The organism is Geobacillus sp. E263 (genome assembly GCF_007197795.1).
GTDB classification, from domain to species: Bacteria; Bacillota; Bacilli; order Bacillales; family Anoxybacillaceae; genus Parageobacillus_B; species Parageobacillus_B toebii.
On record NZ_CP041632.1, the window covers coordinates 2,979,727 to 3,003,215 of the forward strand.

Genomic DNA, 23,489 nt, shown 5'->3' on the forward strand with positions numbered 1-23,489 from the left:
CCATATTAAACGAGTGTTATGTTTAGAAACGAGGTATCAAGCAATGCGCTTTTGGATTTTAATCAGCATTGTCGCTATTTCTGGTTTATCACAAGGGATGCTGCTGCCGCTTCTTTCTATATTGCTTGAAAAACATGGATTTTCCTCTTCTGCAAATGGCATACATGCCACAGCGTTGTATATCGGTGTCCTATTGATCTCTCCATTTTTAGAAAAACCGCTGCGTAAATATGGATACCGGCCTATGATTATCCTTGGTGGTTTTATTGTAATATTATCGCTCGCCTTATTTCCAGCTTTTCATTCATTTTTGATTTGGTTTTTCTTGCGCCTTTGCATCGGAATTGGTGACCATATGCTCCATTTCGCAACACAAACATGGATTACCGATTTTTCTCCCGCACAACGGCGAGGACGTAACTTGTCGCTATACGGGCTATTTTTCGGCATCGGTTTTTCAGCTGGTCCGCTGTTAGCGTCACTCATTCAATTCCATGAATCGTTGCCGTTTTTCTTATCATCGCTACTTAGTCTTATAGGCTGGTGTAGCGTCTTTTTCTTGCCAAACGAACGGCCGCAGGAAAGCGAACAATCTGGTTCGGCACACACATTTCAACGCTTCGTTCATGCATGGAAATACGCGTGGGTTGCTTTATTGCTTCCGTTTACTTACGGCTTTTTGGAAGCATCGATTCATGCCATTTTCCCTGTTTACGCTTTGCGGGAACATATTGGTATAGAACATGTAGCATTTATTTTACCAGCTTTTTCACTTGGAGGTATCATTTTTCAATTGCCTCTTGGAGCATTAAGTGATCGTTTTCAGCGAAAACGAGTCATTTCCGTTGCTTTATTGATCGGAAGTGCCAGCTTTTTTAGTGCTTATTTATTCCATCACTCCCTTGTCGGGCTTGCCGTTTGTTTCTTTATTGCCGGTATGTTTGTCGGTTCTTTGTTTTCACTCGGGATTACGTATATGGCAGATTTGCTGCCAAAACAGCTCTTCCCAGCCGGAAACTTACTATGTGGTATGCTATACAGCATCGGCAGCATGATCGGTCCGTTTATGACCGGCTTAATGATTCAATTCGGGGCGAATCACAACTTTTTCTTTACGATAAGCGCACTTCTCTTCCTTGTCTTTGTGCCGCTGTTATGGAATAAAACAAAGAAGGTCACTCATGGATGACCTTCTTTTTTGTGTTTATTTTCAAAAAATTGTTGACCTTTCTTTTTGTTCTGTTATATAATAATGACAAGAAATCAATATCCTGTTTTAAAACAGAATAACCTGGAGGGGAGCGATAATAAATGCTTAGAGCAGAACGAAAAAATATGATTGAATTTATCGAAAAAGTAAGAGGAATTACAAGAGACCAACTTGTTTATATGACAGACGCAGAAATCGAATATATTTATGAGTTGTACTATTACAATCATGAAGAAATCGCAGAATAAAAGGACCGCCATAGGACAGTCCTTTTCTTTTTTATAATCTCTTTGCGCCACCGATAAAAACACTTTGTTGAGGCGCTGCAGAGGCTTATTGTCTTCGCGTAGATCCCCTGCAGCGCTTTTCTTTGTTTTTGGAGCATTATCCTCGCGGGTCCTCCAGCGCGTGTCGCGGAGTCAGGATGGCGACATTTCGCCGTTGCCCCCAGGACGCGGGCAGCTTTTAGGCGAAATGGGGCGCCTTACGCTTTTCTTATTGTCTAGCTCGGCGGCTAGCTCTCTTGTGCGAAATAACCTTCTCCCTTGAAGTGCAAGCACTTCAGCAGTCGAAGAACATTTCGCTTCGAGAGCTGTTCGCGCCGCCTCCGCTTTTCTTATTGTCTAGCTCGGCGGCTAGCTCTCTTGTGCGAAATAACCTTCTCCCTTGAAGTGCAAGCACTTCAGCAGTCGAAGAACATTTCGCTTCGAGAGCTGTTCGCGCCGCCTCCGCTTTTCTTATTGTCTAGCTCCAGGCGCCATCGGCTCGCGACGCTTCGGCCCCGCTGTGGCGGCAACACATTGAGTTAACTTCTCTGAGTAACCCACGCAAGGCCAAACTTTGTTTGGTCTGAGCCTCCTCGCTACGCTTTTCTAATGATATCCGTTTTGGCCGTTGGCGCTTCCGCTTGTTTTATGTTTTGGTCTGTTTTTTCCTTTTTGTTTTGTACCGCCGTCTTTTTTCGTATGTTTCGTCATCACAATCCCCCTCTCATCTTCAACAAACCTCTTACAGTCGTTACTATTTCCCTGAATTTGTTGTTTATGAAAGGAAGTTTGTGCATATTAACGCGTGCGTTTTCTTCCTTCCCGTTCACAATCAAAAATCGCGTTCATTTCTCCTCCTAAAACAATAATCATCCCTGATAAATAAAACCACACCATTAAAATAATCATTCCACCGAGGCTTCCGTACATGGCGGTATAATTCGCAAAATTGTTGACATAGTAAGAAAAAGCAAGCGACGTCATAATCCAGCCAACCGTCGCAAAGATTGCGCCGCGGACAATATTCGCACAACGCAGCTTCTTATTTGGCGCGAAATAATATAATGCGGTAAACACAACAAACAAAATGAATGAACTAATAACCCAACGCAGCGCATTCCAAATCGTTAAAAACGTTTCGGAAAAGCCGAATGCAGAAAATAAAAACAGCCCTATCATTTTGCCGAATACGGGTAAAACTAAAGCGATGATAATCACAAAAATCATTCCGATTGTAAGCAATACCGACATTCCACGAGCGATAAAAAAGGGGCGATTTTCCTCGACATCATAAGCGCGGTTAAACGCCCGGACAATCGCATTCATTCCATTTGATGCTGACCAAATCGCAGCGATAATACTAAACGATAACAATTTCCAGTTTTGGTCGTCCATCACCCGACGAATGTTTGCCTCGACTAAATGAAGCGCTTCTTTTGGAGCATATTGACGTATTATGGAAAGAATATCTTCATGTGGAATTGGCAAATAAGCAAGTAACGTAAATAAAAAAATAAGAAATGGGAACAGGGAAAGAAGGAAATAATAAGCTAATTCCGCCGACAGACGGGGAATTTCATCCTTTTGAAAACGCCGCACCATTTCACGAATAAACGTTAAATTAATCATCATTTCTCGTTCCCCCTTCATTATTTTATTCGGGGACGATCATCCTCTTTCCAGCTATATGCTTCTTTTATAAATTCGATAACTTCCGGTGTTTTTTCTGCAATATCTTTTATTTTTTCCATAATAAACGCCATGTCTTCCGCCATCTCTTCTACAGATTGGCGCCATTGTTTCAGCTTTATCGGCAATGAAAGACGGTCTTGCTTTTCTTCCCTTTTGATCAGCAAGGAAAATGCGGCTCCTACTGCTGCCCCGATCATCACACCTTTCCATACATTTCTCTTCTTCACTTATTTTTCCCCCTTTTTAAAGTTTTTTCTCTTTTATAATTGCTTCTAATAAATGTTCACACCCTTTTCGGATAAGCTCATATACTTCTGAAAAGTTTCCTGTGTAATACGGATCTGGCACATCAGCAATTTCGCTATTTGGAACAAAATCAAGAAGCCGGCCGATAAATCCTGTTTTATTGTATCCGGCTAATCGTCGCAGATTCCCAACATTTTCCGCATCCATGGCAATAATATAATCAAACTCCTGCAAATCTTCTTTACAAATTTGCCGAGCGCAAATTCCTGAAAAATCGATCTTATTTTTCTTTAATATCGTCTGTGTACCTTCATGCGGCGGTTCTCCGACATGCCAATTCCCTGTTCCCGCTGAATCAACGATGATTTTTCCTTCCAATCCTCTCTCTTTTACTAAATGTCGAAAAATCGCTTCCGCCATCGGCGAGCGACAAATATTCCCTAAGCAAACAAATAATACTTTTACCATTGTTTCACATCTCCTTTCGACCCCATTATATACAAAAATATTAGCGCAATGTATTCCCTTGTATGTTAAAATACATGTAACCTTTACAAGGAAGGAGCAAAAAAATGGATTTATCCAAAAAGTCGGCAGAAAACGTAGCGTACATGGTAGAAAAAATAAAAGAAAAGCTAAAAGTATTAAATTTTGATGCGATTAAACCTTCCCACTTCTCCGAGGAATGGTATGATGAGCTAAAAGACATTTATGAAATGGTGATGAGAAAAAATACGTTTAGCCCAAGCGAGATGCAGGCCATCGCCGAGGAGTTAGGAAACTTACGCAAAAAGTAAAAAATGCTGAAGGAAACGTCGCTTTTCAATGATTCATTATGTACAATACCATACTTACGTATCCATGTAAGGCGGAAACATCTATCGCTGTCCTTTTCGCTTTGGGCAGCGTTTTTTATTGGTTCTACTCAAATTATCTTTATTTTCGTATAATTATGTCTAAGTTCTAATGTTTTAAGGCGGGAGAGGAGAATAAAAATGATCTCTGGCGGTATTCATTACGTGTTATTTATCATTCTATTATTCTTCATTACCGTAATCGTTTCTTACATATTATTGAAAATACTATTCGCCCACACATTTCCTATTTACATGCTCTCTACAGCAGCAATCATATGCATCATCAGCCTTGTGGTTTGGTCAATACATTTTCCCCATATGGCGGATTCTTTCACTCGATTTTTGTTCAGCTCCATCGTTGCTGTGCTCAGCGCCTTTTGTTTGGCAGCGTCCGCATTTATCATTAGCCGCTTATTAAAAGAAAATAAACAATGTCATAAATGTCTTTTTTTCGAATACCCTGATGTGATTCTTCTGCTAGACATAAATGGGCTACTTATATCCGGCAACCCTGAAGTAAGAAAAATGCTTGGATACAAACCACGCGAATATATTGGCAAACATTTTACTCAGTTTATCGCCCCAGACCAAATTGAAAAAGCAAAAAAAAAATTTGAACGAACATTAAAAGGAGAAAGTTGTGAATATGATTTACAAGTAAAGCATAAAAATGGAAAAATTATTGACATGCATTTTAAAACCATTCCAATAATTCATGGAAATCGCTTGAAAGGAATTTATGTGATTGGCCAAAATATGACGGAACTCAATCGCTACCGAAAAGAGCTGGAAAACTTATATCATAAACATACACTCATATTAAATTCTATTGCTGAAGGAGTTTGTGGGATTGATAAACATGGAAATATCGTTTTCTGGAATCCAGCTGCAGAACGAATGACGGGATATAAAGCGGAAGAAGCCATTGGAAAAGCATCGCATGATATCATTCACCATACGAAAAAAGATGGAACTCCTTACTCTATTGATGAATGCCCAATTGATCTCGCCATTCAAGATGGGAAAACATATCATATTAGTGAAGATATTTTTTGGAAAAAAGATGGTACCCATTTCCCCGTTTCCTATACGGTAACGCCTGTTTTGGAAAATGGAGCCGTCGTTGATGCGGTATTGACATTCACCGATATTACCGAACTGAAAAAAACAGAAGAATTCATTCGAACATCGGAAAAGCTCTCAGTTGCCGGCCAGCTAGCGGCTGGGATCGCCCATGAAATTCGCAATCCGCTTACAGCCATAAAAGGATTTATACAACTATTGCAATTCGAACTTGACGTGAAAAAACCTTACCTTCACATTATTGAATCAGAAATTCAGCGCATTGAACTTATTTTAGGCGAACTATTAGTGTTGGCAAAACCACAAGCAACCAAATTTACAAAAAGTGATATTGGCGTTTTGCTTCAACATGTCACCACTTTATTAGAAACACAAGGTATTTTGCATAACATCCAAATTATTACAAAAATTGATCCATCTCTTCCTCTCATTGAATGTGACGAAAACGGATTAAAGCAAGTATTTATTAATTTCTTAAAAAATGCAATGGAAGCGATGAAAAGCGGTGGACATATTTTTATTGAGGCACAAAAAAAGGATGAATATTCCGTTCTTATCCGCTTTATCGACGAAGGCTGCGGAATTCCAAAAGAACAGCTAGAAAAAATAGGAAAACCGTTCTTTACAACAAAAGAAAAAGGTACTGGCCTCGGAATAATGATCAGTAAAAAAATTATCGAAGACCACGGTGGAACGATGTCGATTATGAGTGAAGAGAATAAAGGAACAACCGTCGAAGTAACATTGCCGATCCGCGTTTCTGCATCCTCTGTTTTGCATAATTCCCTATTATCCGGTTGACATGCATGGAAAAGGTCGGACAACAAACCGCCCTTTTCTTTCCTGATTTCTTTATTCCTCTACTGTGTTATATCAGCAAAAAATTAATTCCTATCGAAAAACTAGGATTGACTTTTGTGTGAATTATGTTAAAATTTTAATCAATTACATCAAACTTATCGAGAGTGAGGGAGGGAACTGGCCCGATGAACTCCGGCAACCTGCTTCATGAAAAAGTAAGGTGCTAATTCCAGCAAAATGGGTGCCATTTTGGAAGATAGGGTGAGTGTGCGACCTTTTCGCTCTTTCCAAAATGGGGAGCGTTTTTTATGACTGGACATAGCGCCATTACAGAAAATAGTCGTTTATTTTTATAACTATATAGCCGATTAATCCGCTTTACTTTATAGGATTTTTAAAGGAGGAGCAATATGCTGACTTATCACACATGGGAGCAAGAAAAACCTTCATTCCCTCACGACAATGAAACAAAAGGAGCGCTTGATGTTCTTACTTGGGCATACGACGAATATAAAGATGATGTTGTTTATGCCTGCAGCTTTGGAATTGAAGGGATTGTTTTGATTGACTTAATTTCGAAAGTGAAACGAGATGCGGAAATCGTGTTTCTTGACACAGGGCTCCACTTTCGCGAAACGTATGAAACGATCGAAAAAGTAAAAGAAAAATATCCTTTCCTCCGCATCGTGATGAAAAAACCAAGTTTATCACTAGAAGAACAAGCGCAACAGTTCGGGAATGAATTATGGAAACACAACCCAAATAAATGTTGTGAATTGCGAAAAGTCATTCCGCTGCGCGAAGTATTAACAGGGGTAACCGCTTGGATTTCCGGATTGCGCCGCGAACAATCGCCAACACGCAGCCATGTCGAATATATCAATAAAGATGACAAATTCCAATCGATTAAAATATGCCCGCTTATTCATTGGACATGGAAAGATGTATGGAATTATGTATACAAACATCATCTTCCGTACAATGTACTTCACGATCGCGGCTATCCAAGCATTGGTTGTGAACCTTGTACGTCCCCTGCACTCGATCCAAATGATTTACGCTCCGGCAGATGGGTCGGTCACGGGAAAACAGAGTGCGGGCTTCACATCACATAAGGAGAGGCATGATGATGCTCCTAGCAGTTGCTTTTATTGTTTCCTTCTTCTTTGCGATGAATATCGGAGCAAGCGGAGCTGCCGCTGCGATGGGAGTTGCTTACGGATCAGGCGCTATCCAACGTAAATCAACAGCTCTTCTTCTTTGCGGGTTAGGAGTTTTTCTTGGCAGTCTAGGCGGCGGCGAAGTTGTCAAAACGATCGGATCAGGAATCGTGCCATCATCTATATTGACGATTCAAATTGTCGTCATCATTTTGACAGCAGCGGCCATTTCACTATTTGCTGCCAACATCATGGGCATTCCGCTATCCACAAGTGAAATTACAGTCGGGTCCGTTGTCGGCGTCGGCATCGCTTATCAAGCAGTATACTTTCATCAATTGGTGTTTATTGTTTCTATATGGATCATTATTCCGATTATTGCCTTTGTTTTCACGTTTTTTATCGGTAAGTGGTTTTTAACGCTAAAGCAAAAATATCCACAATTAGAACAAGGCACATGGCAAAAAACGTTTATGACGCTTCTCATTATTACTGGCTTTTTTGAAGCGTTCTCCGCCGGAATGAACAACGTTGCTAACGCAGTCGGACCGCTTGTCGGTGCCGGTTTGATTTCCGTTTCATACGCGACTGTTTTCGGCGGGCTGTTTGTTGCTCTTGGCGCGATTTTACTGGGAAGACGAGTCTTAGAAACAAACGGGAAAAAAATTACGAACTTTTCTCCGTTTGAAGGCAGTGCTATCTCCGGCACTGGAGCGATACTTGTCATTGTTTCGTCCATTTTCGGACTGCCGGTGCCATTAACGCAAATTACAACATCAGCAATTATCGGCATCGGGACGGCGAAAAACGGTTTTTACATTTGGCAAAAACGAATCGTTATTCAGCTTTTAAAAGTTTGGTTCGTATCGCCGATTTTTTCGCTAGTCATTTCCTACAGCCTTGTCAAGCTGCTTCTTGATAGCGATCTTTACACGATCATAGCTATTTGCAGCGTTTGTCTTGCCACCCTTGGCATCATTAGCCTGAAAAAAACCATAACGGAAGAAAAACGATCGTTGCATGAAAACGGCGGTGGCATTTAATCATAAATCATAGTTTTCCTATATGAAATACTAATTCCAGGGGGTTATGAACAATGAGCTTAAGCATTCCACACGGAGGTACATTAATCAATCGATGGAATCCTGACTACCCATTGGATGCACTGACAAAAGAAATTGAGCTGACAAATGCCGAATTAAGTGATTTAGAACTGATCGGAACGGGAGCTTACAGTCCGCTTACTGGATTTTTGACCAAAGACGATTATGACTCTGTCGTTGAAACGATGCGCTTAACCGACGGTACCGTATGGAGCATTCCCATTACACTTGCTGTAACAAAAGAAAAAGCAAAAGAGCTTTCCGTCGGCGAAACGGCCAAACTCGTTTACAACGGAGAAGTCTATGGAGTCATTGATATTCAAGAAATCTATCAACCTGATAAAACAAAAGAAGCACTTCTCGTTTATAAAACGGATGAACTCAAACATCCAGGCGTACGGAAACTATTTGAAAAGCCAAATGTATATGTAGGCGGCCCGATTACATTAGTAAAACGCACTGATAAAGGGCGTTTCGCTCCATTCTACTTCGATCCGGCCGAAACACGTAAGCGTTTTGCCGAGCTTGGCTGGAAAACCGTTGTCGGTTTTCAAACGAGAAACCCTGTCCATCGCGCCCATGAATACATCCAAAAATGCGCGCTCGAAATCGTCGACGGTCTCTTTTTAAACCCGCTTGTCGGTGAAACAAAAGAGGACGATATTCCAGCAGACATCCGCATGGAAAGCTATCAAGTATTGTTGGAAAACTACTATCCGCAAAATCGTGTCTTTCTAGGAGTGTTCCAAGCAGCGATGCGCTACGCCGGACCGCGTGAAGCGATTTTCCATGCGATGGTGCGCAAAAACTTCGGCTGCACCCACTTCATCGTCGGCCGCGACCATGCCGGCGTCGGCAATTACTATGGCACGTATGATGCGCAAAAAATCTTTTTAAATTTCACACCGGAAGAACTGGGCATTACGCCGCTGTTTTTCGAACATAGCTTTTATTGCACGAAATGCGAAGGCATGGCGTCGACGAAAACATGCCCGCATGATTCAAAATACCATGTTGTATTATCCGGCACAAAAGTGCGGGAAATGCTGCGCAACGGCCAAGTGCCGCCGAGCACGTTTAGCCGCCCGGAAGTAGTTGCAGTATTAATGAAAGGGTTGCAGCAGCGCGAAGCTGTATCCCAATCTACTCGTTAAAGGAGGAAGAAAATTGAGCACGAACATCGTTTGGCACCAAACCGCGATTACAAAAGAAGATCGTCGCAAACGAAATGGGCATCATAGCTGCATTTTATGGTTTACCGGGCTTTCCGGCTCCGGCAAATCGACGATCGCCAATGCCGTGTCAAAAAAATTATTTGATCTTGGCATTCAAAATTATGTGTTAGACGGCGATAACATACGCCACGGTTTAAATAAAGACCTTGGCTTCTCTGCAGAAGACCGCACCGAAAATATCCGCCGTATCGGCGAAGTCGCCAAGCTGTTTGTTGACAGCGGGCAATTCGTCTTAACGGCATTTATTTCTCCTTTTGCTCAAGATCGTGAACTTGTTCGGCATTTAGTAGAAAAAGATGAGTTTATCGAAATTTATGTGAAATGCCCGTTAGAAGAATGTGAAAGACGCGATCCAAAAGGATTGTATAAAAAAGCAAGAAACGGAGAAATTCGCGATTTTACCGGGATTGATTCTCCGTATGAAGCGCCTGTCTCTCCGGAATTAACGATTGAAACACATCGCTACACGATCGATGAATGCGCCAATCAAGTGCTTGCTTACTTGCGCGATCGAAATTTTATCAAGGGGGAATTTTAAATGGCATACGAAAAAGTATGGGCAAATAACCCGAATTTAAACAAAACGGAATTAAAAAAGCTCAAAAAAGACGGGCTAAAAATTTTTGAAGATATTCCTTATTATGCAAAGCATGGATTCTCTTCCATTCCGCAAGAAGAATGGGATTATTTCAAATGGGCAGGGCTTTACCTGCAACGCCCAAAAGAAGATGGCTATTTTATGATGCGCGTTTGTGTTCCTTCCGGAATTTTATCTAACGAGCAGCTCGAAACGTTAGCAGGCATCGCCCGTGATTACGGACGCGGTTTGTTTGACATTACAACCCGTCAATCTGTTCAATTCCATTGGCTGCGAATCGAACAAATTCCTGATATTTTTGATCGTTTAAAACGGGTTGGATTATCTACCGCTGGAGCTTGCGGCGATATCACCCGCAACATCGTCGGCAACCCGCTTGCTGGTATCGATCCGGACGAACTGTTTGACACGAGAGAAATCGTTCGTGAAGTATATGAGTTTTTCCAACGTAACGAAGACTTCTCCAACTTGCCGCGCAAATATAAAATATCGATCAGCGCAAACGTCTACAACACAGTTAACGCGGAAATCCATTGTTTATCGTTTACACCGGCGAAAAAAGTGATCGACGGCAAAGAAGTGCTTGGATTCCACGTGAAAGTCGGCGGCGGTTTATCGTCTGCTCCATATCTTGCCCAAACGTTGGATGTGTTCGTGACGCCAGATCGCGTCAAAGATGTCGCTGTCGCTGTTACAACGATTTTCCGTGATTACGGCTATCGCGAAAAACGCCACCGCGCCCGTCTCAAATTCCTTGTCGCTGACTGGGGCGTCGATAAATTTAAAGAAAAATTAATGGAGCTTACTGGGCCGCTCCCATCGAAAGGCGAAGACGTACAAAAAGGCTGGAACCCCGGCTACTTCTACGGCGTTCATCGCCAAAAACAAGAAGGATTAAACTACATTGGCTTTAATGTCCCAGTTGGCCGTTTAAGCGCAGATGAAGTATTCGAAATCGCAAGAATCGCTCGTCAGTACGGCAACGGCGAAGTCCGCACCTGCAATTCGCAAAACATAATTATTCCAAATATTCCAGATAAATATGTTGACGCTGTATTACAAGAAAAAGTGTTCGAGCGGATTTCGATCCGTCCGAAAACATTCACCGGCTATTCTGTCTCTTGTACCGGCACTGAATTTTGCAATTTGGCGCTCGTCGAGACGAAAGAACGGATGCGGCGCGTCGCTGCATATTTAGACGAACATTTGGAACTGGACGTTCCAGTACGGATTCATATGGTCGGCTGTCCTAACTCATGCGGTCAACGGCAAATTGGAGACATCGGCCTACAAGGGATCAAAACAAAAACAAAAGACAGAGGCATGATTGAAGCGTTTGAAATTTACGTCGGCGGCACGCTGCTCAACGGCGGCAAATACAATCAAAAATTAAAAGGAAAAGTAGACGCGGAACGAATTTCCGAAGTACTTTTGCAGCTATTAACTTATTTCAAAGAAACCAAATTGCCGGGCGAAACGTTCTTAGCTTACTTAGACCGCGTCGGAATAGAAGCGCTGCAAACAGAATTAGACCGTATTTTATCACAACTCAGTACAGTAGCATAAAAGGTGACAGCCATGTTTCTTTATCGATTTGAAGTAACAACAAAAACAGAAATCATCTATGTCGTAATTGCTGCAAACGACGATGAACAAGCATTTCGCCTCGTTGAAGTGGAATTAGAAAAACATTTTTTAAAAGTTCCTGATTATACGGATATCTCTCTACATGAAAAAAAACCGATTCGTCGCGGCGGCGGGTTCGTTGTATATAGCGAACCCCGCCATTCTTCATAAAAACAAGCAAACGAGAAAGGGCTGAAATAAAGATGGGAAAAGTATATCTAGTTGGCGCGGGTCCCGGCGACCCTGAACTGATTACCGTAAAAGGTCTTAAATGCATCCAGCAAGCCGATGTCATTTTATACGACCGCCTCATTAATGAAGAGCTGCTATCCTATGCGAAAAAAGATGCGGAACTCATCTTTTGCGGCAAATTGCCAGGTTATCATACCATGCAGCAGGAAACCATTAATCATTTTCTCGTTCGGCACGCCAAAAAAGGAAAAATGGTCGTTCGTTTGAAAGGCGGCGACCCATTCGTATTTGGCAGAGGCGGTGAGGAAGCAGAGGCGCTTGTAAAACATGGAATCGAGTTTGAAATCGTTCCTGGCATTACTTCTGGAATTGCCGCTGCTGCTTACGCCGGTATTCCTGTCACCCATCGAGATTTCAGCTCTAGCGTTGCTTTCGTCACCGGCCATAAACGCAAAGGAAGCGAAGAAGATTTAAAATGGGAAAGTCTCGCAAAAGGAATTGATACGTTGGCCATTTACATGGGCATTAGCAATCTGCCGTATATTTGCGATCAGCTCACCAAATACGGGAAAGCACCTTCCACCCCCGTTGCGGTCATACAATGGGGAACAACGTCCGAACAACGGACGGTAACCGCTACCTTATCTACGATCGTCAGTGTTGTCGCAAAAGAAAAGATCGAAAATCCAAGCATGATTATTGTCGGGGACGTCGTAAAACTCCGCGAAAACATTCAATGGTTTGAACAGCTGCTTCCAAATGAACAAACCGTTGCCAATGCAGCATTATAATGAGGTGGAATATGCAAGCAATATTGTACGTCTGTCACGGCAGCCGCGTTGCAAAAGCGCGTGCGGAAGCGGGCGACTTTGTAAAACGGTGCAAGGCAAATATCGATGTTCCCATTCAAGAACTTTGTTTTATTGAACTTGCCTATCCAGATATTATCACTGGAATCGATATTTGTGTTCAAAAAGGAGCAACTCGCATCGTTGTTCTGCCAATTCTTCTTTTATCAGCAGGACATGCCAAACACGATATTCCAGAAGCGATCCGGCAAGCAAAGCAGCGTCATCCCCACTTGGAAATCGTGCTTGGAAAACCGTTTGGCGTGCATGAGACAATGATCGACATTGTTGTAGACCGGATAAAAGAACAAGCAGTGCCGTTAGATCATGAATCCATGATTCTTCTCATCGGGCGCGGCAGCAGCGATCCGGATACAAAGCGTGATATCACCGCGATCGCTAATCTGCTTCAAGCAAAAACAAACGTCCCGCGCGTTGATATATGTTTTTTAGCCGCCATCCGGCCAACATTGGAAGACGGTTTATATGAAGCAAGCCGTTCTTTCTACAAAAAAATTTTCGTCGTTCCTTATTTATTATTTACTGGCGTATTAATGAAAACAATTGAAAAACAGCTCCGTTCTCTTTCTTCATCCAATAAACAGTGGATTTTATGCAACTATTTAGGATACCATCCTTTTTTGCAGAATATGATCAAAGAAAACGCACAAATATTGTTACGAGCGAATAAGGGAGCTTAACATCGCCAAGCTCCCTTTCGCTTTTCGTCCTCCCTCTTATCTTACATCCACATATACAAAATCCCCTATCTATTGTATGATGAGAATAGAAAAAAGATGGCGAGGGGCGGACAGAATATGAAACGGTTTCGCTTAATCATTCATGGGCGCGTTCAAGGCGTAGGATTCCGATATTTTACTCAATATGAAGCGCTAAAACGGCAATTAACCGGCTGGGTCAGAAACAATGACGATGGAACAGTAGAGCTTGAAGTGCAAGGAAATGAAGAAGCGATACAATTATTTATAGACACAATCCGCGAAGGAACATTGTTTGCGAAAGTAACAGATGTTTCTGTACAAGAAATTCCGTGTATCCATAACGAAAAACAATTTCGCATTATGTATTGAGGGGCTGCAAACAGACCACAGCCCCTTTTTTGTTCGTATCGTAAATCATGTGGATATCATTACGCAGGAAGCGGATGTGTAGATGCATAGTGTAAACATGTTTCAATAATGCATCGATTCGCATGTTCATTTTTCCGATTGGCTTCGCGGCAAACGGGGTTAAATACATCAATGGAAGCTTGTGGGTATTCGCCGCATACATCAACACCCATCACCTTTTTATAGAATAATAGGTAACGCAGACAGGAAAGCAAAAACGAAAGCGGCATCGTCCCTTGATCCCAGTTCGTTACGGCATCATCACGGCAAAGTACATCTTTATCAATACTAATATATACACCATGAGTAGGAATCATTGAAAAAAGCATGTTAGGAGAAATATCGTAATGATCATTTGGGAAGACAGTAATGTTAGGAGATAAACGAAGATGCTGTTGCGAAGGTCTTGGACCGATAATGACTACCTTTTTTAAATAAGGATGCTTTAGCGCATGAGATACCCATGAACCACACGAAATAACAGGGTCATCTCCAGTTCCAACGTCCGTATGATGGTCAAATAAAACGAGAGTAAATGGCTCCTTTATTTCTTGAATAAGCAGATAAGAAACATAGTGATAGTTTCCGTTTCCGATTAACACCGCTCCTTTTTGTTTGCGAAGACGGATACGTTTTTCGATTTCACACAATGATTCTCGTTCACAATATAAGTTTGTATGTGCTAAATCGGTAAAATCGATCCATTCGTGTGGGAAATGAAAAAGCTGTTTTTGCGAGGAATACGTATTGTCAAAGTTTAAAAACGTTACACCATTTCCTTGAAAACTCATCAATAACACCTCTTCTTCATGTTGGTGCAAATTTTAAACTTGATGAGTCTCCGATGTCTGCCTTCTTTTATTATAATCAAAAAGTTCGACAAACGAAATGTTTCCGTTTTTTTGCTTGTTTCATGTAAAATAGTAGAAAATGAATGAGCAGGAGGGATTCGCTTGCAGCCGATTGATGTTCACGCAGTGCAAACCGCATTAAACCGCTTTGCCAATCAAGATGTATATATACATTTAGAAACAACAAACGGTGCATACGCTTCTCATCACAATGAAGGTTTCTTTTCCGCTGGTGCCTATATTCGCAACGGTGTTATTCGTTTCAGTCACGGGAAAATCACTGGAAACGGACCGTATCGCATTGGCTTAAAGCTCGATTTCGGCTGGGTGTATGCGGAAGGGTTAACGGACTGGGAACTAACAGAGAAAGGGCAATTGTTGTTAGCGGGACATGATTATGAAGGAAAATTGGCCGTTGCGCTGCAGTTAAGCCACGAGCCATTTTAACAGAGGGAGGGATTGTTCATGGAAAGACATGTATTAGTCGTATTCCCCCATCCTGACGATGAAGCGTTTGGAGTGTCTGGAACGTTAGCGCAGTACGCCGAAAACGGCATACCGATTACATACGCCTGCTTAACGCTTGGGGAAATGGGGAGAAACATGGGAGTGCCACCGTTTGCCAACCGTGAAACGCTTCCTCTCATTCGCAAAAAAGAACTCGAAGAAGCATGTAAAATAATCGGCATCCACGATTTGCGCTTGCTCGGCTACCGCGATAAAACGGTAGAATTTGAGGATGAAGAGTTGCTTGCCGATCGGATTGGCGAAATTATCGCTGAAACAAATCCATCGCTTGTCATTACGTTTTACCCTGGTTATAGCGTCCATCCAGACCATAATGCATGCGGCGCCGCTGTGATTCGCGCCCTTGGGCGTCTTCCGAAAGATCAGCGTCCTACCGTTTATTGCGTCGCATTTTCCAAAAACTGCGAACAAGATTTAGGGCAGCCTGATGTGGTTCGCGACGTCAGCGCAGTTATCGATAAAAAACTTGCTGCTATCCAAGCGCACCGCTCGCAAACAGAAGGATTGATGAAAGCGGCGAAAAAACGCGGCGGCGACGTGTTAGAATGGCTGAAAACAGAGCGGTTTTGGACGTATAAATGGGATGATTGAGAAGAAACAAGCAGGTCGATCTTTATTGAAGCAGACCTGCTTGTGAAATATACTTCTTCCCCCACATTCTGATAAAACAAGTTTTATGTTAAAATTCACGTTTGCGGTAAAACTGTAACGAAAGGAAAAAGGAAATCGTCAACAATGAAATCATCGCCACTATGACGATTGCCATCACTTCGACATCAGAAAGACGTTCAAGATAATGAACCACATTTTGAATAAATGGATGATTAGCTTGTTCAAAAAATTTTGGAACAAGCGCAAATGTGCCAAAGAATAAAGCAAAAATCACCAATCTAGAGTGAATAAATCCAACTTTAAAAAGCACCGGAAAGTAAATGCTGTTAATAAAAATGACAGCACATAACGCAACTATTATACTTTCGAGTGAAACACTGTGAACTTGGATAGAAGGACCTATCATTTGCAATATGTACGCAATCACTAGGTAATACGCAATAGCAATGATGGTAAAAACAAATATAGAACAATATCTTGCCATGACAATAGTCCGTCTTGTTAAAGGAAAACTATTTAACAAAATGTCAGCTTTGTTTTTATCGTCATGCGCACATGCTGATAGTATTAGCATGTAATTCACTGCAATAATACTAACAAGAAAAACGACTGTGCTATCTTGTTTTAAAAATATCATCATCGCGACAATATAAATTGCAGCAAATAAAAATATTTTTTTCAGAAGTAGTATATCTTTCAATATAAGTTGAAACATTGTTACATCCCCCTTTGAAAATACATGATAATATCTTCAAGAGAAGGTTTATCCACTATAATTTTGTCTCCTAACATTCTTTTTACTTGTTGCTTATCTTTCACTAATGCCTCAAATCCAAATTGATTTTCTTTAACACCAATGAAAAGCGGCTGTATATTACTATGCAACAGTTCCTTTGGCCCTTTAACAAGTCCGTAATTTTCAAATATTTCGTCTTTTGTGCAAGAAAATATAACTTCCCCATCATTGATAAATGTAATGTAATCCGCTATCTTATCTAAATCAGAAGTAATATGCGTAGAAAAAAACACGCCCTTGTTTTCGTCTTGTATAAAAGAGGATAGTATATCAAGCAGTTCGCCTCGAATAATTGGATCAAGCCCTGAAGTAGGTTCATCCATTATTAATAATTCGGCATGATGGGATAATGCTATTGCAAGGGAAAGTTTCATTTTCATTCCTTTTGATAGATGTTTAATTTTCTTTTTTAAAGGCAATGAAAATTCCTTTACATATTTATTAAATAGCTCGTTATCCCATTTTCTATAAAGAGATGCAACTACTCGTTTCACTTCTGATATGGTTAGTTCATCATAAAAATAGTTTTCGTCGAACACAAATCCGATCCGTTCTTTTATTTCTTTCTCATATTTCACATTATCCAGGCCAAAAACTTGAATTTCTCCCCCATCTTTATGAATAAGGTTCATAATAAGCTTAATCGTTGTGCTTTTTCCTGCTCCATTTGGACCGATAAATCCCATAATATATCCTTTTTCCAAAGCAAAACTAACGTTTTTTAATGAAAATCCTTGGAACTCTTTTCGCAAATTTCTGACCTCTAAAATAGGTTCCATATTATACCTCCTCATAAATGACTTTTAATATTTCCTGCATTTCTTCCATGGTTAAATTAATCGATTTTCCTGCTTCGACTGCTTCTGTTAACTTTTCCTCAATCATCTTTAGCTGATTTTCTTTTAATAACTCTTTGTTTTGAGCCGCCACAAAGGTTCCTTTTCCTTGCACCGTAACAATATAGCCTTCATTCTCCAATTCTTGATATGCCCTTTTCGTCGTAATAACACTTATTTGCAGTTCCTTTGCCAGAGTCCTTATAGAAGGCAGCATTTCATTTTCCGCCAACTCGCCTTTTATAATCAAGTTTTTTATCTGTTTGACAATTTGTTGATAAATTGGTTCATCTGATGAGTTAGATATAATAATATTCATTGTTATCACTCATTTCTTCTAAATAAAAACAAGCAATACTGTATATATACAGTATATACAGTATTGCTTGTTATGTCAATATTTTCTATTTATCTATTTGCCTAAGTAGATGTTTTAAATCTTCCTCCCAATCCCCCCTCTTCCGAAATGATTCATCAGCGATGGCTTTAAATAGCTCTTTTCTTTTTTGCTCATCGTGCACATTTCGTAAAATCCATTGCCGGCATTGGTAAAGAAAATCGATATACCGTCCGTAGTCATCATCGTACAGTTCCTCAAGCTGGCGGCGGATTTGTTGCGCGACGGTCGGGCTTGCGCCGCCTGTCGAAACCGCAATCGTCAGTCTGCCGCGTCTTACTACCGCAGGAACATGAAAATTGGACCGTTCCGGATCATCGGCAATGTTGATAAGCTGATAAGGCTTCGCCGCCTTGGCCACGGCTTCGTTGACGTCCCGATTGTTCGTTGCGGCAATCACAACCCACGCTTCGTCCAAATCGTCAGGTGAAAACGTTTTTTGTCGCCAAACGAGCGCTCCAGCAGCTACTAGCTGCTGAATCCCTGCTGTAACCGCAGGAGCCACGACAGTAATTTTTGCCTTTGCTTCTAGCAATCCATGAATTTTCCGTTCCGCTACCTTTCCGCCGCCAATGACAACAACGTGTTGGTTGGCGACATTCAGCATAATCGGATATCCCATAACTATTTTCCCCTTTATAAAAAACGACCGTGCATCAACACACGGTCTTTTTTCTACATTATATTATTTTTGCGTCGCTTCTTGAATCCATTTTGCCAACCGTTCATTTTCTTTTTTCATATGCTCTAGCCATTGCGGCAGAATTGCAGCAAGCGCCTCTTTATCGTTTTCTTTCATCGCTTCATATGTTTTGTGATGAAGCTCGCGTATTTTTTGCTTTTCTTCTTTTGACATCCACTTTTTCTTTTTATGTAATTTTTTCCATTCCTGCTTAAATTGCTCTTTCGTTATTTCTTTGTTAGCCAAACGGTCGATTAATTGGTCAAACGCTGCTTCTCTCTTCTTTTTCATTTCCTCGCATTTTGCCTTTAATGCCCGCTTTACTTGTTCATCTTGCATTTGTTTTCTTAGCGCTTTCCGCTCGTCAAGCACCTTTTGCCATTCATTCGCTTGGTCTGGCGTGTATTTTCTAACTATCTCCATCCATTTTTGTTCATCTAATTCCCCGTGTTTGAACATATGCCCAGCGAATGCCTGCACCATCACTTCTTCTGCATTTCCCTGTTCGAAAGTTGTTTTCTCATGCGCCGCAAATGCTCCTGTCGGGATGATGAACATCATCACTACAGCAAAGGAAATCCACATTCTTTTCATTCCATTTCCACTCTCCTTCAAGCATCATATGTTTCAATGAAATCAATTTCCCACAAGCCCATTTGTTCGCTTCATCAGACTCGGAAACGAATTCACAAACCTAACGATATTTTCCCCTTTTTTCTAAAAACTTTTCATAAAAAACAAAAAGCTTACTGTTTTTCCACAGCAAGCTTTTTCATCAATTAGCGAAATTTCTCATCAATTCGCCGCTGGTAGTCGCGCAGCGCCTGAGAATTTGTTTGCTGGCGCTTTTTCATGAGCGCATTCCACCGCAACAATTTCTCATTTAGCTTTTTCTTCAATTTCTCTTTTTCCTCTTCATCTTCACAGCAGCGCAGCAAATCTTCTAACGTCATTAAATCTTTTTTTATCTCGGCTTCCTCAGAAACGTAGCCTGCGTTTTTTAACATCAAATAACCGATCCGCAAGTCTTCTGGAATATGGGACAAATCTTCGAGTTCAAGCGGTTTTCCAAAACCAGGAAGATTATCAAATTCGCCATTTTTCATCGCTTCACGAATTTTATCTTCAGCAACTCTCCAAATAATATCCATCATTTCATCTCCTATGCGTGCAGCTCCCTATAGCGATGCTCATGAAGAAATATTATTAACTCCTCATATGATAACGGCTGCGCAAAATAATATCCTTGTGCTTCATCACAATGCTTATCCTTTAAGTATGCGACTTCCGCTTCCGTCTCTACTCCTTCGGCAAGCACCTTCACGCCAATATTATGCCCGAGGCGAATAATAGATGGCAAAATCGCCTCTTTTTTTCCTTGAATGTTTCGTACAAATGAACGGTCAATTTTTAAGCGGTCAATTGGAAGGTCGGTTAAATAGCTTAACGAGCTGTATCCCGTTCCAAAGTCGTCCATGCTAATCGTAACGCCGATCGATTTTAGCCGGTTTAAAATCGTAATCGCTCTTTCTGTATCCATCGTCATTCGTTCCGTAATTTCTAAATCTAAATGGTGTGGCGGAAGTCCTGTCTCCTCCAATATTTTCGTCAGCTTATGGACAAAACGGCGATTTTCAAATTCATACGGAGATAGGTTTACAGACACCGATAAATTTGGAAAGTCCTTTAACAATTGTTTCGTTTGCCGGCATGCCATGCGGATTACCCATTCGTTAATCGGAATAATCATTCCCGTCTGTTCCGCAACAGAGATAAACGCATAAGGTGATATCAGCCCTTTTTCTGGATGATTCCAGCGGATCAGCGCCTCCATTCCTGTCACCATACCGGTGTCTAATTGAATTTGCGGTTGATAATAAAGCACAAATTCTCCTTTTTCCAACGCACGGCGCAATTCTCTCTCCATCGCAATTTTTTCTTGAATCACTCGAGTCATTGGTTCTTCAAAGAACAAAAATTGACTTGCCGATTTTTGACGCAGTTTGTACCGTGCAATATCAGCTTTTCGAATTAATGTTTTTGGATCCACTCCATCTTTCGGATATATGCTAATTCCGATTTTTATTGTAACATACAGTTCACGTCCTTCAACCACCACTGGCTCATCAGCAATTTCGATAAACTGATTTGCTACATTTTTCGCCTTTTCTTTCGTACTTCCTGACAAAATGGCAACAAATTCATTTCCGCTCCATCTTCCTAACAAGATGTCTTCATTACTTCGTTTTTTCCATTCTTCTACGATTTGCAGTAAAACTTGATCGCCAACGGAATATCCGTAAAAGTCGTTAATCGTTTTCATACCGCTAATCTCAAGAAACATAATCGCCACTTCTTCCTGGCGATAGAACGCTTCTTGAATTTTTTCCGCAATGGCGTGATGCAGTGCTTCTTTGTTCAACAGCCCTGTCAAATCGTCGTGATTAACAATATAATCTATTCTTTCTTCATGTCTCTTTCGTTCCGTAATATCACGAATCGCAGTGACGTTTACCTTTCTGCCATCATAGTCATACTCACGTTGAACCACTTCCGCTGGAAAAACGGTCCCATCTTTTCTCCGTAATTGAATTTCGTATATTCCTTCTTGACGATCGTCATGTTCTATCTTTTTCAACGATTTAGAAATCATTAAATCTTGAATCGGCATATGGATAAGCTCGTTTTCTACATATCCGAGCAACCGGCATGCTGCCGTGTTAGCTTCAATTACTTTCCCGTCCGAATGTATGATAATCCCTTCTGTTGTAATTTCTGAGAATCGTTTGAAGCGATTTTCGCTGACTTCTAGTTCTTGCTTATGTCTTTCAAACAGCTTCCGCTCGATTTGCATATATATACCTAATAAATAAATCGCTTCCCAAACGAGAAAAACAAGAAAACTAATCAACATCCCTTTTTGCCGCTCTTTTTCTAATCTTTCTAAATACATCCTTGCATCATAATCAATCCCTAAAACCGCATCTACTGTTCCATTCTGTCTGAATACTGGCATAAACGCGCTGATGCTTTCTCCCCATTCATCCTTTGCAGGGGATTTTTCCATAGCAAATTTTCCTTGAAAAGCTTGTTCAAGCTCAGGAATATACGCGCGATAAACCGTACCAATCGGCACACGCTGTCCTCTCTTTTCATCGATCTTCCCATCGCGGTGATCATCCGCTGTAGAGACAACAACAAAGCAATGTTCCCCACGTTCATTCTTTTTTAACGTGTATATACTCAATATTTCTGGATGATCGTTTTGCCAGCGTTCCATCATTTGTAAAATACGCACATAAGTTTCATCATTTTCGTTTGTCCGCTCATTCAATCGCTCATGATGCATACTCGTCAAATCGGCAGCCAACACCCTCGCTAAACTGCTGGCAGCTCCTTCATATTCCTTATATTCTTCTTTTTCTAAATAATTGATATATATCATTCCGCCAAAAAGCAGAACTACAACAATGATATAAAAACTCACTGTTAACCGAGGCGCAGTTTGAAAAAGCGATAATGATAGCTTCTTTTTCACGAAACGATGAATCCAGAGCTGTATCACAATAACAATGAATACAGTAAACAATGCAAATAATGTATATTCGATTCCTTTCGACATAAACGATCACCATAAATTTAAATTCGACTTCCTCTTATGAATCATTATAGAGGCATTATTTCTGCCCTTCCTCCCCACCCCATTCCTATTTTTTCGACATTTTACGACATTATCGACATTCATTTGGTACATAAGTATTGTGCTAAACGTAGTTATATAGAAACATTTTTATTTTTTGTTCATGACAAAAACACTGCCTATAACAAGAAAGTTATACGAGAATTTAGTACCAAATCATATATTTGTAACTTTTCTGTAATATTATTTAATTCAACTGTAAAAAAAAAACGACAATTCCTCTGTTATACTATAGCCAGAGCAAGTCGAAACGGAAAATTTGTTGTCGGGGGTTTAGCGAAAATGAAAAAATTCGTTACACTGGTTTCACTATCTTTTCTAGTTATGTTTTCCTCATTATTTACAACCTCTTCCAACACAGAAGCAGCTGGAAACTCAAGATTACTGATCGCTGAAGCAAAAAAACTGATTGGCACTCCATATAAATATGGCGGAACCACACCAAAAGGATTTGATTGTTCAGGATTTGTTTATTATACACATAAAAAGATCGGAAACATTTTGCCGCGCACTTCCAAACAAATGTATCAAAAAGGAAAAACGGTACATAAATCAAACTTACGTGCAGGCGACCTAGTGTTCTTTAATACATCTAAAACCAAAACAGGCGTTTCTCATGTAGCAATTTACATCGGGAACAACCAAATTATTCATGCTACATCCAAAGGAGTAAAAATTGACAGTTTAAACAATTCTTATTGGAAATCAAAATATGTTGGAGCAAAACGGTTATAAGGGAAGCATGAAAAAACTCTCTGGCATATTAAGTAGACATACTTGATATGGTAGAGAGTTTTTTTATTTTTTACAAAAAAAGCGCCCTCCTTCATTTGGAGGGCATTCTATATATTCATAGGGGATCGGGGGAATACTTGGAAAACTTTACGCTACTATTCATTTCCCCTTTTTTGTTATTTTATACATGGAAATAAAAAATTTTTTCTGCGTTCATCAAAAATTCTCTTATAAAAGAACAGCCTCCCCGTTTTTTTCGCTGCGGAAACCTTCTCCACGACACATCTCGTTCCGTTTCTCCATGT

The 23,489-nt window shown here is 40.7% G+C and carries 27 protein-coding genes and 1 riboswitch; of the genes, 16 read left to right on the forward strand and 11 right to left on the reverse strand.

Annotated elements, in window-relative coordinates:
* Nucleotides 1–43 precede the first annotated feature (43 nt).
* Both FNL97_RS15335 and FNL97_RS15340 read left to right on the forward strand, forming a co-directional pair.
* A complete protein-coding gene (locus tag FNL97_RS15335; RefSeq protein WP_143416080.1) occupies nt 44–1,189 on the forward strand; it encodes an MFS transporter in 1,146 nt (381 codons plus the stop codon).
* A gap of 122 nt (nt 1,190–1,311) precedes the next feature.
* Nucleotides 1,312–1,458 (forward strand): BH0509 family protein, encoded by a 147-nt coding sequence (locus FNL97_RS15340; protein WP_012749153.1) that lies wholly within the window; start codon nt 1,312–1,314, stop codon nt 1,456–1,458.
* 816 nt (nt 1,459–2,274) lie between these two features.
* On the opposite strand, the gene FNL97_RS15345 is transcribed toward FNL97_RS15340, so the two are convergent.
* The 3 genes from FNL97_RS15345 to FNL97_RS15355 are packed head-to-tail and all read right to left on the reverse strand — an operon-like array spanning nt 2,275 to nt 3,882.
* Entirely contained in the window at nt 2,275–3,108 is an 834-nt protein-coding gene (locus FNL97_RS15345; protein ID WP_062678584.1) for a YihY/virulence factor BrkB family protein, read from the reverse strand.
* 17 nt (nt 3,109–3,125) lie between these two features.
* Nucleotides 3,126–3,395, reverse strand: coding sequence for a YtxH domain-containing protein (locus tag FNL97_RS15350; RefSeq protein ID WP_201030670.1), 270 nt, complete (start codon nt 3,393–3,395; stop codon nt 3,126–3,128).
* A 16-nt stretch (nt 3,396–3,411) separates the two neighbouring features.
* Nucleotides 3,412–3,882, reverse strand: a complete 471-nt coding sequence (locus FNL97_RS15355) for a low molecular weight protein-tyrosine-phosphatase (RefSeq protein ID WP_062754859.1) — start codon at nt 3,880–3,882, stop codon at nt 3,412–3,414.
* Between the two features lie 104 nt (nt 3,883–3,986).
* Here FNL97_RS15355 and FNL97_RS15360 point away from each other — a divergent pair, with 104 nt between their 5' ends.
* The 11 genes from FNL97_RS15360 to FNL97_RS15410 all read left to right on the forward strand — a co-directional run bounded on the left by FNL97_RS15360 (nt 3,987) and on the right by FNL97_RS15410 (nt 14,008).
* Nucleotides 3,987–4,211 (forward strand): DUF1128 domain-containing protein, encoded by a 225-nt coding sequence (locus FNL97_RS15360; RefSeq protein ID WP_012749148.1) that lies wholly within the window; start codon nt 3,987–3,989, stop codon nt 4,209–4,211.
* 198 nt (nt 4,212–4,409) lie between these two features.
* Nucleotides 4,410–6,155, forward strand: coding sequence for a PAS domain-containing sensor histidine kinase (locus FNL97_RS15365; protein ID WP_143416081.1), 1,746 nt, complete (start codon nt 4,410–4,412; stop codon nt 6,153–6,155).
* Nucleotides 6,156–6,307: 152 nt separating this feature from the next.
* Nucleotides 6,308–6,418: riboswitch (SAM riboswitch) on the forward strand.
* 147 nt (nt 6,419–6,565) lie between these two features.
* Complete coding sequence (locus FNL97_RS15370) at nt 6,566–7,270, forward strand: phosphoadenylyl-sulfate reductase (protein ID WP_143416082.1); 705 nt, start codon at nt 6,566–6,568, stop codon at nt 7,268–7,270.
* Nucleotides 7,271–7,284: 14 nt separating this feature from the next.
* Nucleotides 7,285–8,358, forward strand: coding sequence for a sulfate permease (gene cysP, locus FNL97_RS15375; RefSeq protein ID WP_143416352.1), 1,074 nt, complete (start codon nt 7,285–7,287; stop codon nt 8,356–8,358).
* A gap of 53 nt (nt 8,359–8,411) precedes the next feature.
* Nucleotides 8,412–9,572 carry a sulfate adenylyltransferase gene (gene sat / locus FNL97_RS15380; RefSeq protein WP_143416083.1) on the forward strand — a complete coding sequence of 387 codons (1,161 nt, stop codon included), beginning with the start codon at nt 8,412–8,414 and terminating at the stop codon, nt 9,570–9,572.
* A gap of 13 nt (nt 9,573–9,585) precedes the next feature.
* Complete coding sequence (gene cysC / locus FNL97_RS15385) at nt 9,586–10,191, forward strand: adenylyl-sulfate kinase (protein WP_143416084.1); 606 nt, start codon at nt 9,586–9,588, stop codon at nt 10,189–10,191.
* Nucleotides 10,192–11,817 carry a nitrite/sulfite reductase gene (locus tag FNL97_RS15390; RefSeq protein ID WP_143416085.1) on the forward strand — a complete coding sequence of 542 codons (1,626 nt, stop codon included), beginning with the start codon at nt 10,192–10,194 and terminating at the stop codon, nt 11,815–11,817. It abuts the gene before it with no gap.
* Between the two features lie 12 nt (nt 11,818–11,829).
* A complete protein-coding gene (locus FNL97_RS15395; protein ID WP_143416086.1) occupies nt 11,830–12,048 on the forward strand; it encodes a DUF3906 family protein in 219 nt (72 codons plus the stop codon).
* Nucleotides 12,049–12,080: 32 nt separating this feature from the next.
* Nucleotides 12,081–12,860 carry a uroporphyrinogen-III C-methyltransferase gene (gene cobA, locus FNL97_RS15400; protein ID WP_143416087.1) on the forward strand — a complete coding sequence of 260 codons (780 nt, stop codon included), beginning with the start codon at nt 12,081–12,083 and terminating at the stop codon, nt 12,858–12,860.
* Between the two features lie 11 nt (nt 12,861–12,871).
* The gene (locus FNL97_RS15405; protein WP_143416088.1) at nt 12,872–13,618 is read left to right on the forward strand and encodes a sirohydrochlorin chelatase; all 747 of its coding nucleotides are present in this window, start codon (nt 12,872–12,874) and stop codon (nt 13,616–13,618) included.
* 117 nt (nt 13,619–13,735) lie between these two features.
* Entirely contained in the window at nt 13,736–14,008 is a 273-nt protein-coding gene (locus FNL97_RS15410) for an acylphosphatase (protein ID WP_143416089.1), read from the forward strand.
* Nucleotides 14,009–14,067: 59 nt separating this feature from the next.
* On the opposite strand, the gene FNL97_RS15415 is transcribed toward FNL97_RS15410, so the two are convergent.
* Nucleotides 14,068–14,838, reverse strand: coding sequence for an arginase family protein (locus tag FNL97_RS15415; RefSeq protein ID WP_143416090.1), 771 nt, complete (start codon nt 14,836–14,838; stop codon nt 14,068–14,070).
* Between the two features lie 162 nt (nt 14,839–15,000).
* Between FNL97_RS15415 and FNL97_RS15420 the strand changes: the two genes are divergently transcribed.
* Nucleotides 15,001–15,345, forward strand: a complete 345-nt coding sequence (locus FNL97_RS15420) for a YojF family protein (RefSeq protein WP_143416091.1) — start codon at nt 15,001–15,003, stop codon at nt 15,343–15,345.
* An 18-nt stretch (nt 15,346–15,363) separates the two neighbouring features.
* Nucleotides 15,364–16,017: a bacillithiol biosynthesis deacetylase BshB2 gene (gene bshB2, locus FNL97_RS15425; protein ID WP_143416092.1), complete on the forward strand. Its 654-nt coding sequence runs from the start codon at nt 15,364–15,366 to the stop codon at nt 16,015–16,017.
* Nucleotides 16,018–16,105: 88 nt separating this feature from the next.
* On the opposite strand, the gene FNL97_RS15430 is transcribed toward bshB2, so the two are convergent.
* The 7 genes from FNL97_RS15430 to FNL97_RS15460 all read right to left on the reverse strand — a co-directional run bounded on the left by FNL97_RS15430 (nt 16,106) and on the right by FNL97_RS15460 (nt 22,371).
* Complete coding sequence (locus tag FNL97_RS15430; protein WP_143416093.1) at nt 16,106–16,753, reverse strand: ABC-2 transporter permease; 648 nt, start codon at nt 16,751–16,753, stop codon at nt 16,106–16,108.
* A 2-nt stretch (nt 16,754–16,755) separates the two neighbouring features.
* Nucleotides 16,756–17,613 (reverse strand): ABC transporter ATP-binding protein, encoded by an 858-nt coding sequence (locus FNL97_RS15435; RefSeq protein WP_143416094.1) that lies wholly within the window; start codon nt 17,611–17,613, stop codon nt 16,756–16,758.
* A 1-nt stretch (nt 17,614) separates the two neighbouring features.
* On the reverse strand, nt 17,615–17,989 hold the full coding sequence (locus FNL97_RS15440; protein WP_143416095.1) for a GntR family transcriptional regulator: 375 nt from the start codon (nt 17,987–17,989) through the stop codon (nt 17,615–17,617).
* Nucleotides 17,990–18,074: 85 nt separating this feature from the next.
* Nucleotides 18,075–18,689: an NAD(P)-binding protein gene (locus tag FNL97_RS15445; protein ID WP_143416096.1), complete on the reverse strand. Its 615-nt coding sequence runs from the start codon at nt 18,687–18,689 to the stop codon at nt 18,075–18,077.
* Nucleotides 18,690–18,752: 63 nt separating this feature from the next.
* A complete protein-coding gene (locus FNL97_RS15450) occupies nt 18,753–19,343 on the reverse strand; it encodes a hypothetical protein (protein WP_143416097.1) in 591 nt (196 codons plus the stop codon).
* Nucleotides 19,344–19,528: 185 nt separating this feature from the next.
* The gene (locus FNL97_RS15455; RefSeq protein WP_143416353.1) at nt 19,529–19,900 is read right to left on the reverse strand and encodes a DnaJ family domain-containing protein; all 372 of its coding nucleotides are present in this window, start codon (nt 19,898–19,900) and stop codon (nt 19,529–19,531) included.
* An 11-nt stretch (nt 19,901–19,911) separates the two neighbouring features.
* Nucleotides 19,912–22,371, reverse strand: coding sequence for a putative bifunctional diguanylate cyclase/phosphodiesterase (locus tag FNL97_RS15460; protein WP_143416098.1), 2,460 nt, complete (start codon nt 22,369–22,371; stop codon nt 19,912–19,914).
* Nucleotides 22,372–22,731: 360 nt separating this feature from the next.
* On the opposite strand from FNL97_RS15460, the gene FNL97_RS15465 reads away from it, so the two are divergent.
* Nucleotides 22,732–23,184 carry a C40 family peptidase gene (locus FNL97_RS15465; protein ID WP_143416099.1) on the forward strand — a complete coding sequence of 151 codons (453 nt, stop codon included), beginning with the start codon at nt 22,732–22,734 and terminating at the stop codon, nt 23,182–23,184.
* Nucleotides 23,185–23,489: the final 305 nt, after the last annotated feature.